14 protein-coding genes and 1 tRNA gene are annotated in these 12490 nt (G+C 46.1%); 11 read left to right on the top strand and 4 right to left on the bottom strand.

Translation table 11 applies throughout. From position 1 onward, the window contains the following. Window positions 1–4: 4 nt before the first annotated feature. From OM95_RS10965 to OM95_RS10915, 11 genes are all read left to right on the top strand, one after another. Entirely contained in the window at window positions 5–736 is a 732-nt protein-coding gene (locus OM95_RS10965) for an isoprenyl transferase (protein WP_041873658.1), read from the top strand. Continuing rightward, window positions 708–1541, top strand: coding sequence for a phosphatidate cytidylyltransferase (locus OM95_RS10960; RefSeq protein WP_041873655.1), 834 nt, complete (start codon window positions 708–710; stop codon window positions 1539–1541). Before OM95_RS10965 ends, OM95_RS10960 begins: the two co-directional genes overlap by 29 nt. A 75-nt stretch (window positions 1542–1616) precedes the next feature. Beyond that, window positions 1617–3290, top strand: coding sequence for an RIP metalloprotease RseP (gene rseP, locus OM95_RS10955; protein WP_041873653.1), 1674 nt, complete (start codon window positions 1617–1619; stop codon window positions 3288–3290). After that, window positions 3287–3991 carry a tRNA (adenosine(37)-N6)-threonylcarbamoyltransferase complex dimerization subunit type 1 TsaB gene (tsaB, locus tag OM95_RS10950; protein ID WP_041873651.1) on the top strand — a complete coding sequence of 235 codons (705 nt, stop codon included), beginning with the start codon at window positions 3287–3289 and terminating at the stop codon, window positions 3989–3991. Before rseP ends, tsaB begins: the two co-directional genes overlap by 4 nt. A 10-nt stretch (window positions 3992–4001) precedes the next feature. Further along, window positions 4002–4973 (top strand): P-loop NTPase, encoded by a 972-nt coding sequence (locus OM95_RS10945; RefSeq protein WP_291516159.1) that lies wholly within the window; start codon window positions 4002–4004, stop codon window positions 4971–4973. 8 nt (window positions 4974–4981) lie between these two features. Further along, entirely contained in the window at window positions 4982–5608 is a 627-nt protein-coding gene (locus OM95_RS10940) for a helix-turn-helix domain-containing protein (protein WP_041873649.1), read from the top strand. A gap of 6 nt (window positions 5609–5614) precedes the next feature. Next, window positions 5615–6610 carry an RluA family pseudouridine synthase gene (locus OM95_RS10935; protein ID WP_041873647.1) on the top strand — a complete coding sequence of 332 codons (996 nt, stop codon included), beginning with the start codon at window positions 5615–5617 and terminating at the stop codon, window positions 6608–6610. After that, a complete protein-coding gene (pgeF, locus tag OM95_RS10930) occupies window positions 6607–7305 on the top strand; it encodes a peptidoglycan editing factor PgeF (RefSeq protein ID WP_041873645.1) in 699 nt (232 codons plus the stop codon). Before OM95_RS10935 ends, pgeF begins: the two co-directional genes overlap by 4 nt. Next, window positions 7302–7883, top strand: coding sequence for a DNA-3-methyladenine glycosylase (locus tag OM95_RS10925; RefSeq protein ID WP_041873643.1), 582 nt, complete (start codon window positions 7302–7304; stop codon window positions 7881–7883). The genes pgeF and OM95_RS10925 overlap by 4 nt, the downstream gene beginning before the upstream one ends. A 126-nt stretch (window positions 7884–8009) precedes the next feature. Next, window positions 8010–8645, top strand: coding sequence for a hemolysin III family protein (locus OM95_RS10920; protein ID WP_041873640.1), 636 nt, complete (start codon window positions 8010–8012; stop codon window positions 8643–8645). 89 nt (window positions 8646–8734) lie between these two features. After that, window positions 8735–9829: an alkaline phosphatase D family protein gene (locus tag OM95_RS10915; RefSeq protein ID WP_041873638.1), complete on the top strand. Its 1095-nt coding sequence runs from the start codon at window positions 8735–8737 to the stop codon at window positions 9827–9829. 89 nt (window positions 9830–9918) lie between these two features. Here the strand turns inward: OM95_RS10915 and OM95_RS10910 are convergent. The 4 genes from OM95_RS10910 to OM95_RS10895 form a co-directional block, all read right to left on the bottom strand. Next, a tRNA-Phe gene (locus OM95_RS10910) sits at window positions 9919–9994 on the bottom strand. 54 nt (window positions 9995–10048) lie between these two features. Continuing rightward, window positions 10049–11212, bottom strand: coding sequence for a cystathionine gamma-synthase (locus OM95_RS10905; protein ID WP_041873635.1), 1164 nt, complete (start codon window positions 11210–11212; stop codon window positions 10049–10051). Window positions 11213–11219: 7 nt separating this feature from the next. Beyond that, complete coding sequence (locus OM95_RS10900; protein ID WP_041873633.1) at window positions 11220–12269, bottom strand: cysteine synthase family protein; 1050 nt, start codon at window positions 12267–12269, stop codon at window positions 11220–11222. Window positions 12270–12276: 7 nt separating this feature from the next. Continuing rightward, on the bottom strand, window positions 12277–12486 hold the full coding sequence (locus OM95_RS10895; RefSeq protein ID WP_041873630.1) for a hypothetical protein: 210 nt from the start codon (window positions 12484–12486) through the stop codon (window positions 12277–12279). Window positions 12487–12490 lie beyond the last annotated feature (4 nt).

The raw sequence follows: 12490 nt of genomic DNA, 5'->3' as shown, positions 1-12490 counted from the left end.
TGCGATGACTCTTCCGAAGCATATAGCTATTATTATGGATGGTAACGGTCGTTGGGCTCAGCTCAAGCGTCGTCCTCGCACGTTCGGTCATATCAAGGGAACTCGTGTCGCGAAGAAGATCATTACTGATTGTTCGCGACGCGGAATCAAGAATCTGACCCTTTATGCTTTCAGTACTGAAAACTGGTTTCGCCCTCAGGCCGAAGTCAGTTTGTTAATGCAAATTCTTCGTCGCTATTTAAAGCGCGAAACAGAAAATCTTGTTAAAGAAAATATTCGTTTTTCGGTGATCGGGGATATGTCCCGCATTCCTGCGGATGTCGCAGAGGCGATCGACAAATCCATCGAAGCTACAGCTCAGTGCACAGGCTTGAATCTGGTCTTTGCTTTGAGCTATGGTTCTCGCCAAGAGATCACAGAAGCCGTTCGCGACATTGCTGCTCGTGTGGCGGCCGGTGAATTAAACCCTGAAGAAATTGACGAATCTGTTATCAACTCTGCGCTCAGCACTTATCCGACGCCGGATCCAGATTTGATCATTCGCACAAGTGGCGAACAAAGACTGTCAAATTTCCTGTTGTGGCAAGCGGCCTATTCAGAGTTCTATTTTACTGATGTGTTATGGCCCAACTTCACCGAGTCTCATCTAGAGGAGGCCCTAAATGCTTTCTCGATGAGACAACGCCGCTTTGGCAAGGTTACAGCGAATGACAACGTGGAAAAGCTTTCTAACTAGAGCTGTTTCGGCTGCAGTAGCCCTCGCTCTAATCATCGCGCTTTATATTGCGCTCAATATCCAGGGTTTGAAGATCGCGATCGCTTTCGTCGTTGCAGTCGGCACCTGGGAATTGACCAGCCTGCTTTTCAAAACAGAAAAATCTTTGTTCATTAAAGTTCTGTTCTATCTACTAACGCTTCTGACTTTTGGCGCCACCCTCACATCATTGAGCACCGGTGGCTTGGTTTTTTCAATTTCTTTGATTGCGATGATCATTGCGGTTTTGTTATCCGCTCATAAAGATGGAAATTTGCAATACATGACTGACGCTCACTCGAAAGCCGCGTTGGGTCTGTTTTACATGGGATTATTACCCGCCTTTGCCTTTCGCATCTTGGATCAGGTTCAGGGTCTTTCGTGGTTTGTCTATTTGCTTGCTGTGGTTTTTGCGGGCGATACCATGGCGTACATCTTTGGCGTCTTGATTGGGAAGCATAAAGTGATGCCGTCCGTATCTCCGAAAAAAACTTGGCAGGGCTCCATCGGTGGCATCGTCGGCTCCATGCTTGCGGGATTTGTCTGTTGGCATTTTCTCTTTTCAGAACAGTCCTTGAGTCTCTTTTTGATACTTTCCGCTCTATCCGGTTTTGTCGGCCAATTTGGAGATTTCTTCGAATCGCTCTTAAAACGAGTCGCCGACGTAAAGGATTCTGGCAAGATTATGCCGGGCCATGGCGGTGTATTAGATCGTATTGATGGGGTCCTATTCGCAAGTCCTGTTGTCCTATCCGGAATTCTGATTCTATCTCACCTTTTGTCGTAATCGAAAGGTCGAGCCCCCCGGCATTAACATTTTTATTTTCTAGCTCGTCCCGGTCCAAAACCCTAGAATATTCAAATGAATATCTTTTCTTATCTTCAATCAGGTTTATCAGCAATCATCCCTTTTGTTATCTTGCTCGGAATTTTGATTTTCGTGCACGAGCTTGGACACTTCCTTGTCGCTCGCTGGTGTGGAGTACGTGTTGAAGTTTTCAGTTTGGGTTTTGGCAAAAAACTTCTGAAATATAAAAAAGGTGATACTACCTACGCACTGTCACTTATTCCTTTGGGCGGTTATGTGAAAATGTTCGGCGAACAACCGGGCGATCATATTTCTGACGAAGATAAGAAGCATTCGTTCACCCATAAGAATGTATGGCAAAGAATTGCTGTGGTTATTGCCGGTCCTTTAATGAACTTCCTGTTCGCAGTTTTGGTATTTTTTGCCGTAGCCCTTATCGGCGAAGACGCAAAAACTCCGGTTGTTGGTGATGTCGCTCAAAATACGCCTGCGTATGCGGCTGGTTTCCGCTCTGGCGATAAAGTTGTTTCTATCAACGAAACTCCCGTCAACACATGGGAAGACTTACAACGTTCTTTAAGCCTTAAAGAAAATCACAATCTTCATATTGATGTCGTCGTACAACGCGAAGGCACTGGCGAAACGGCGAAGATCGCAACCGACGCGAAAGCGGAGCCAAACCCTAACGTTCTTAGCTCTTACGACTATGTCGCGAATGTGGATGGTTTGACTCCGTATTCTGCGGGCACCACGATTGGCGTACTAGAAGGATCTCCGCTGGCGGCGTTGGGCGTGCAAACTGGCGATTCCATCATGTCTATCAACGGACAAAAAGTTTCCTACTGGAGACAGCTGGAAGACACTTTAGCAAAACAGAATGCCAAAGAACCCTTAACAATAGAAATTATGGGTTTGCGCGAAGGTGACAAAGAAGCCAAACCTTTGACAATCACTTTAGCACCAACGGCTTCAATCAAGACGTACTCTATGGCTAGCTTAGGATTTGAAAGCTCTGAACTTTACCTCAGCAAAGTCATGGATAACTCTCCGGCAAAGGCTGCCGGACTGCATGCGATGGATCGCTTGATTTCCATTAACAATGTCGCACTTAAAAAATGGGAAGATGTCATTAATAACATCAAGTCCTTTGATGGAAAAAATCCTGTGGCTTTAACGGTTCTACGCGATGGTCAGAAGTTGAATCTGAATATCACGCCGAAGATGACCACCCAGATGCTTCCAACCGGAACAGAAGAAAAACGCTACACGATCGGCATTGCGCCTATTGCTAATATTGCCGCTCCAGAGTTGATGATCGTTCGATCTGAAAACATTGGCCAAGCTTTCGCTCGCGGTGTGGAAAAAACTTGGGACGTGTCAGTCATGACGGTGATGAGCTTTGTGCGTCTATTCCAGGCGAAGATTTCTCCGAAAAATATCGGCGGCGTCATCTCGATCGGTCAGGCGGCCAGCGAAACTTTCAAAATCGGCCTGACTCAATTCTTGCAAATGATGGCGATCATTTCCGTGAACCTTTTTATCTTAAACCTGCTACCAATCCCGGTGCTAGATGGCGGACACTTGGTGTTCTATGCCATCGAGGTTGTGAAGGGTGCACCATTAAGCATGAGAAAAATGGAGCTGGCACAACAAGTAGGTCTGGCTTTATTGATGAGTCTTATGATCTTCGCCTTGTTTAACGACTTCACACGCATTCTTGGGTTATGAAGATTTTAGCTATGGAAACCAGCACTCTGCTTGGCGGAGTTGCTGTTGTCATTGATGGACAAGTGGTGGCTGAGGAATCCTCTTTACGTCAGAAGACTCATAGCGAAAACATCAGCCCCTTCATCGAGCACTGTTTACGAAAAGCCCAAATTACACTTGAGGACATTGATGTCTTCGCCGTAGGCCAAGGGCCGGGAAGTTTCACTGGTATTCGCGTTGCCGCCAATGCCGGGAAAACTTTTTCTTATAGCTTCAACAAGCCGCTCGTGACCATCGATACGCTGATGCTTCTGGCCGCCCAGGTGCAGGACAAAAGCAAGCCTGTCCTTGCTATCATCAACGCTTACAAAAACATGGTTTACATGGGGCTATTCGATGTTCGTGGAGCAGAACCCACCTACATCAAAGGTCCTGACGCCGTCCCCGTACGCGACCTAAAAAATCACGTCGACAGGGAGTGCCTGGTCGTCGGTGATGGGTGGGAAGCTTATAGTGAGTACTTTCCTGAAGAGCTGATGAAAAAATGCCTTCGCGATCCCCAACTTCCCGATCATGCTTTGGCATCGACTTTGGGAATTATGGCGGAACAACGCGCTTTAGCGGGCCGCACTTTAGACTGGAAATCTTTCGTACCTCTTTATATTCGCGCCTCTGAAGCCGAAGAGACAAAAAAAGGAATTTTAATCTCGCCGCTGAAGTAGAGGAAACACCATGGAACGAGATCTTCATAAGGCCTATTTAGAATCTTTGGAGTTCAAAAAAACTTCAAATGAGCACACTGAAACAAAGCTGTGGGTCGTCGCCTCTGGAAAAGGTGGAGTCGGCAAAACGTTTGTTTCCTCAAGTTTAGGCATCACCCTTTCAAAATTGGGTCACTCCGTTGTGATCGTCGATTTGGATCTTAGCGGTGCAAATATTCACACTTCTCTTGGCTTACCCCCTTCCCACATGAATATCCGTCATTTCTTTGAAGGCGTTAAAACTTTGCAAGAGCTGGTTATTCCAACCCCGTTTCCACATCTTTCTTATGTTCAGGGATTTTGGGATTCATGGACGCCGACAGATTTTTCTTACGCTCAAATTCAGAATCTTTTGCCAGAACTAAAAAAGCTTCGCGCCGACTATGTCATCGTGGACCTGGGTGCTGGCGCTTTAGAAGCGCACTTAGAGCTATTTAAAGCTGCTGACGAGAAGTTCCTGATCACAACTCCCGAGCCCACGAGCATCGAAAAAACATATCGCTTTATCGAAGCTTTCGTCTGCCATTCTCTACGCGAAAGCTCTACGCCCGATGCTTACGGCAACATGATTTCTACTCTGAGAAATCATCGGCAAAGAACTTTGGAAAAACCTTTTTCTTTCAGATCTTATTTGAAGGAACAAACGGGATTTCACTATGACTTCTTTGAAGCTCTGTCTGCGACGCCCGTGCGTTTGATTGTGAACTCAGCTCGCAGCCAATCCAATGCGGATTTGGGTCATTCAATTAAGAGTGTCTGCAAAAAGTACTACGACTTAGGTATTGATTTTGCTGGTGCGATCGACTTCGACAACGCTGTGTGGCAGTCAATCCGCTCTCGAGAACATGTCTTGGAGGCTCAGCCTTTCACTCCTTTAGCAGGACAATTTTTAGCGACTTGCAAACAACTTATTGATCCCGAGGAGCTTCGCGCCGTAGTATAATAGCTACGATGCAAGCGACGTCACGGTATAACTACTACGAGATTCTTGAACTGACAGCAAATGCACCTCAACACGAGGTCAGCGCTGCCTATGACCGCGCGCGCACGACTTACTCGGGCGAAAATCCCGCCATTTATACCATCTTTTCAGAACAAGAAGCTCGCGAGCTATTGGTTTTAATCGAAGAGGCTTATCAGGTTCTTGGGAACAAGATTCTTAGAAATATTTATGATCAAAGACTGTTAAGCGGTCGCGCTTCTCTCAACGATCTGACCTATGCCTCTATTGTTGAAGCTAGCAAGCAGGTCTTCCCAGAACAAAAAGTTGAGAAGCCCGCCCCTTCTTTCAAAAAAGACGAAGCTTTTGAAAAAGAAATCGCTGCCCGCGACAACTGGGATGGGGCTTTCCTTCAAAAGATTCGTGAATACAAACAAATTTCCGTACAACGTATGAGTGAGATCACTAAAATCAACTCTTACTACGTTACCGCTGTTGAGAATATGGATGCTTCCAATCTTCCGGCTGTGGTTTTTGTGCGCGGATATGTGGTGCAAATTGCTAAAGCACTGGGTTTGGACGACAAAAAAGTTGCCGACTCTTACATGAAGAATTTCAAGAACGGTCTTGGAAAGTAAATCATTTTGCAAAAAATTAATGTCACAGCGACATCCGAGATGCACGGGCTGCGCCTGGATAAGGCTTTAGCTCTTATTGAAGAAATCGGAACTCGATCCCGCGCCTCTCACCTTATTGATTCGTCGGCCATTCTGCTCAATGGAAAGACCGCTAAAGCTTCGGCTACGGTAAAGGAAAATGATCAGATCGAAATCACTTTGCCTGAAGCCGTCCCCTCGGAACTTCAACCTTATGACTTTAAACTGGATATTCTTTTTGAGGACGAAGATCTTATCGTAATCAACAAACCGGCAGGCTTGGTCGTACACCCGGCTGCGGGCCATGCGCACGACACTTTGGTAAATGCTTTGATTGCCCACACCGAAGATCTTTCAATGAAGTTTGGCGAAGAGCGGCCGGGCATCGTGCATCGCCTGGATAAAGAGACCAGCGGCATCATCGTAACCGCAAAGAATGACAAGGCTCATGAGTCACTCACGGCTCAATTCAAAGAGCGCAGCACTCATCGGATCTATTATGCAGTTTGTGTCGGCACAGCAAAAGCCTTGTCTTCAGGAACGATAAAAAGCTTCTTGGCCCGTCATCCAACGGACCGCAAACGTTATGCCTCTGTTCTCGATGAAGACAAGCGACCCTATGCGGATAAAGAAAACCCTCCAGAGATTGGAAAATGGGCAGTCACTCATTACGAAGTTTTAAATCGTAAAAGCGGACTTAGTTATCTAAAACTAAAGCTTGAGACCGGAAGAACTCATCAGATTCGCGTGCATCTTTCGGAAACCGGTCTGCCTATAGCCGGGGATGTTCTTTATGGCGCGGACAAAAAGACAAAGAACATCGAAGCCCGGGAAACTCAGGAATCCATTCGCGGACTGAATCGCTTTCTGCTTCATGCTGCGGAGTTGGGTTTTACTCACCCCAGAACGCAAGAAAGAATGTTCTTTCAAAAGGACTGGCCAGAAGATATTTTACAGTTGTTAAAAAAATGGGGTCTAAGATGAATCTGGAGCAAACCGAGTTAGGATATGAAGTGCGCCTTCCGCATTTCACAATCTTTCTAGGTGGAGTGAATGCCCAGTTGCCACAACTGAAATCTTTTTATCCCGACTACACATTTGTGCGCGTAAAACAAATTCATAGCGATGCAGTGGTGGAAAGCCGTGACGGTCATCTTGATTACCAAATTATCGCTGATGCCCACTACACCAAAGAAAAGAATCTAGCTTTATGTGTAATCACGGCGGACTGCGTGCCCGCGCTTATTTATGATGCGACGACAGATCTGATCGCTGGCATTCATGCAGGCTGGCGAGGTGTGGCTTCCAAAATTATCCCCAAAACAATTGAAAAGCTTGTTGCCGAAGGTGCAAAACCAGAAAACTTGCATGTCGTTATCGGACCCCACATTCAGAAACCCAGTTTTGAAGTCGGCACAGATGTCAGAGACCAGATTCTTTCTAGCCTCGGACCCTTAAGTCCCGCAGACCGTGCCCAATATTTTGAGGCCCTTCCCGAAAATAAATCTTTGGTGGATCTTAATCAGGTCGTGCGCACTCAGTTGCAACAAGCGGGCATCCTGCCCGATCAGGTTTTCCTTCTGCATATTAATACCGTCACTGATTCCAGATTCCACTCTTACCGTCGGGACAAAGAAAAATCAGGACGACAAATCAGCTTCATCTGTCGAACCTCATGAAAATTCTGCCACAAGATTTCTACTTTGAAGACACCACCAGCGTCGCGAAGTCGCTTCTTGGAAAAATCTTACATATTCGAAAAGGCCACGAAGAGCACCAGGCTCGCATCGTCGAGGTGGAGGCTTATTTAGGTATTGAAGATCCGGCTTGCCATACCTTTGGAGATCGACGCACACCTCGCACTAAGTCGATGTATTTGAACGGGGGACATAGTTACGTCTATATGATTTATGGAATGTACTACTGTTTAAACTTCGTCACTCGCACAGAAAAGCATCCTGAAGCTGTTCTGATTCGAGGGGTGCAGCCATTGAATGCCGAGCCTCACGTCAAAAAGAAAGACATTAAAACCAATGGCCCTGGAAAGCTTTGCAAATATTACAGCATCAACAAAGACGATGACGGCTTAAAACTTTGGAAAAATACTTCCGCACTTTTTGTGAGTGAAGATGATCACATTATTAAACCGAAACAAATTGTTTCGCGGCCCCGCATTGGCGTTGACTACGCTGGTGAGGCCGCTCACTGGCCTTTGCGTTTCTATTTACAGGACAATCTTTATATTTCTCGCCCCTAAGGCTTTGCTTTTTTCATCGATAAACTTTTCCCAGACCAATGTTTTAAGTGAACACAAAGTGAAAAGCTGGAAACAAAAAAATATGTTTTCATTGGTCCTCATTGCGAAGAATGCTACTATTGAGCCATGAAGGTTTTGCAGAAGATTGAGTACGGGGAACGTTTTAATACCTTTTCACATGCATTGGGAGCATTCCTGGCGCTTGTGGGGTCCGTACTTCTGATCGGCCTTGCCGCCTCTAAACAGGATACTTGGCGTTTATTTTCTTTTTCTGTTTATGCATTCACGACTGTGGGTCTTTATTGTATCTCCACCATCTATCATGGCACGCAAGGGCAGAAGAAAGACTTCTACCGCAAGCTTGATTATATCGGCATTTATTTGAAGATCGCAGGTAACTATACGCCTTATGCTATTTTGGCTTTGCGTGGAAACACGGGATGGATGGTTCTTGGCGTAGTTTGGACTCTGGCGGTTCTTGGAATTATGTGGGAGCTTGTTGCCTCTCCAAAAAACCGCAGTTTGTCTCTCGCATTGTATGGCATCATGAGCGTCACTGTTCTACCCGCCCTTAAGCAACTGATGGATGCGATTCCGCCTTTGGGTTTTGCCATGATTATGGCAGGCTTTATTTCTTACGCCATCGGAGTCTATTTCTTCTTCAACGATACAAAAATCAAACATGGCCACGGCTTGTGGCATCTGTGTGTGATGGCGGGGACCGCATTTCAATATCTGTGCGTACTCATTTATCTGACCTAGCCTTTTTGTCGTTTAAGAGTGACAGGCCCTTCGCATTCCATACAATTTAGTCATACACGCGAATCAGGTATCTTCTGGAAGGTATGATTATGCAGATTCATTCTCTTTTCGCTACGTCCCTTTTAAGTACGTTGCTTCTTTTAAATATTTCGTGCGCGGAAAAAAGTCAGGCGCCGGAGTCCATGAGTCTGAAGCTTTTAAGAATGCAAGCCGAAGCCAATTATCAGACTGACATCGTTCAGAATCCAGCCTCTTTAAAAAGCGTGCAAAGAATCGCCTTTGTCTCTGGCATCGATCAAACTCAGCCCCAACACTTCTGGAGCACCGTCGCTTCACACAAGCCAGATCTGGTGATCGCAGCGGGAAACACGGTTCATTCGACCAAAGCTTTCGAAAAGCCCCTTTTAGCTCAGTATAAAAAGCTGGATGAAAATGAAGACTATAGAAAAATTCGCCAGAACACTCCATTCATGGCCACTTGGGATGAATTAGATTTTGGCCTTCGCCACGGCGACTCTTCATTCCAAGGCAAAAATGAAAATCGTGATGCCTTTGTAAAGTACTGGAACTACATTCCCAAGTTGCAAGCAAAGTCGGCTAAAGGCGTTGAACATTCTTTGCTTTTGGGACCTCCAGGTAAACGGGTGCAAATTATTGTGTTGGACACGCGTTTCTATGCGACACCCTGGACCGAAAGCGGCGTTGACGGGAAGTTCAAAAAGAACTGGTCGAAATCAGCAAGTCTTTTGGGTACCTCGCAATGGAACTGGTTGGCTTCAGAGCTAAAAAAAGATTCGGACTTCAAAGTCATCGTCTCATCCTTGCAAGTCGCCGCCAATTCTGACGACGGCGAACGCTGGGGCCTTTACCCCCATGACCGTCAAAAACTTTTCGATACCATTCGCAATGCCGGCGCGAAAAAAGTCATCATCGTCAGTGGAAATCGTAACTTTGGGGCTCTTGGAAAAGTCGACATGGATAATTACGGACCTCTTTATGATTTAACCGTCGGTCCTTTTAATGAATCGGTGATGAGCGCGGAAAAAGATCGTCACTACATCGGCGACGCTGTAAATTCTGAAAACTTTGGCCTGCTCGAGTGGGACTGGAAGCACCGAACTTTGCACCTAAAGATACTTGATCAAGAAAACAAGGTTTCCAAAGAACTAAGTCTCAAAATCTAAGAATTTAATGCTGGGGCTGAAGATAGCCCGCAAATTTTAGACAAAAAAAATCCCGCTTTAGAAGCAGGATTTAAATTCAAAACAAAAAATGGTGGCTTGAGACGGAATTGAACCGCCGACACAAGGATTTTCAGTCCTCTGCTCTACCAACTGAGCTACCAAGCCACGGAAATCAAAAGAGACCAAATGTGTATCTTTTGGCCTCTTTGATGTCAACAATTAGGCTTTATCGAAGGCGTTTTTTAAGTCGTTTAGTAGATCGTTCAAGTCCTCCACCCCTACTGAGAGGCGAATCAAGGAATCATCGATCCCCAAAGCCTTGCGATTTTCCGCCGGAACGGAGGCGTGCGTCATAATTGCGGGGTGCTCGATAAGACTTTCAACGCCCCCCAAGCTCTCTGCCAACGAGAAAACATTCACATTTTCCAGGAATTTGCGGGCAGAATCCATACCTCCCTTAATGTAGAACGTGATCATTCCGCCGAAACCATGCATCTGTTCTTTCGCCAAAGCATGTTGAGGATGGCTCTCAAGACCCGGATAGATGACTTTGTCCACTTTGGGATGATTTTCCAAAAACTTGGCAATGGCCATCGCATTTTCCTGATGGGCTTTCATACGCAATGGCAAAGTTTTCAAACTTCTTAAGCACATGAATGAATCAAAAGGTCCTTGGATAGCGCCCATTCCGTTACTTAAAAACGCCAGCTTCTCGGCCAAGTCCTCTCGCGAAGTGACGGCGATTCCACCGACCACATCACTGTGACCGCCGATATACTTCGTTGCCGAGTGAACAACAATGTCTGCCCCCAACTCTAGAGGACGCTGGAAATAAGGGCTCATGAACGTGTTGTCCACAGCCACGATAATTCCTTTGGCCTTTGCTATTGCGCAGATGCCTTTGATATCGACAAGTTTCAAAGTGGGATTGGTCGGCGTCTCTAACCACACCATCTTCGTATTTGGCTTTATCGCCTTTTCGAAGTTTTCCACCTTGGTAAGATCCGTATAGGAAAAATCAATTCCGTCGTGCTTTAGTACTTTGTCGAAAAGACGGAAAGTACCGCCGTACATGTCATCCATCGCAATAACATGATCACCGCTTTTAATGATATGCAGTATTGTTGTCGTCGCAGCACAACCCGAAGCAAAGGCAAAACCAAACTTGCCACTTTCAAGATTTGCCATGCAGTTTTCATAAGCGCGACGCGTGGGATTGTGAGTGCGAGAGTATTCCCAGCCCTTATGAACTCCTGGAGACTCTTGTACATAGGTCGAGGTTAAATACACCGGCGTCATAATCGCGCCCGTCGTCGGATCCGGAGATTGACCCGCGTGAATAGCTCTTGTTGCAAAACCTAAATTCTCTGTCGTCTTTTTCATATCACACCTATTTTGAGGGAAGATTTTTTAATGCCTCTTCAGCAGAAATCACGCGATTGAACGAGTTTTTAACGTCTTCTTCTTTCAAGAGGCCGTTTTCAATCATCCACTTGTCGTTGAAAGCCTTGCTAAGATATTGGCGACCGCTATCAGCGAAGATGACTACGATGTTAGAAGGCTTTTCTAACTTTTCAGAAGCCTTCATGGCGCCCACCAGTGCCGTTGCGCTGGAAGGACCAACCAGCAGTCCTTCTTCAGATACCAGTCGGCGGGTCATGGCGAAAGCCTCTGGATCACCAACGCGAACAAAGCCATCATAAATATCTAAATGCACATTTCCGGGAAGCATGTCTTCACCGATGCCCTCAACTTTATAAGAACCAGGAGGATCAACAATTTTTTTGTGATAAAAGAGGTCGTAAAGGATGCTTCCGATCGGGTCCGCACAAATAACCTTCACATTAGATTTTTGTTCTTTCAGGTACTTCGCGCAGCCAGAAAGAGTCCCGCCTGTTCCAGCGCCCCCCACCAACATGTCGATTTTTCCATCCATTTGGTTCCAGATTTCTGGACCCGTCGTTTGATAATGGCGATTCGGATTGTCCGGATTAAAAAATTGATTAACCAGAAAGCCACCCGGGATCTGTTCGGCAATCTTCTTGGCTACGGAATAGTGACTAAGAGGATCTTCGGGGCCCACCATCGGAGTGATAACCACTTGAGCACCGTAGGCACGCAACAATGCACGTTTTTCTTCGCTCATTTTTTCGGGCATCACAAAGATGCTCTTATATCCTTTGACTGCCGCCGCTAGAGCCAAGCCGACACCGGTGTTCCCCGAAGTCGCTTCAACAATAGTTCCGCCGGGTTTCAAATCGCCGCGCTTTTCAGCTTCTTCGATCATGGCCACAGCCACGCGGTCCTTAATACTTCCACCCGGGTTAAAGTATTCCACTTTGGCGAAAAACTTGTGCTTGGAACCTTTAGTGACGTTATGAAGGGCTACCATTGGCGTGTCGCCAATAGCGTCCAGAATCGAATTATAGATATGTGACATGATTTTACTATCTTTCTAAGTCTCTTCTTCTGTTGGGACGAAGCAGGACTGAATTCATCGACTGCAAAACTGTATTCATTTGAGTCAAAGGATCTACGGAATAGTCCATGCCAAGCTCAGTCGTCAGTTGCTTGACCAATTGACGACTGGGTTGATCCTTCATCAACTCATCCACCAATTTTTCCAAAGCCGCCTGCTTTTTGTCTGATTGTGCCATGGGC

Source organism: Bdellovibrio sp. ArHS, assembly GCF_000786105.1.
Lineage (GTDB): Bacteria > Bdellovibrionota > Bdellovibrionia > Bdellovibrionales > Bdellovibrionaceae > Bdellovibrio.
This window is presented reverse-complemented; position numbering and strand designations above follow the sequence as displayed.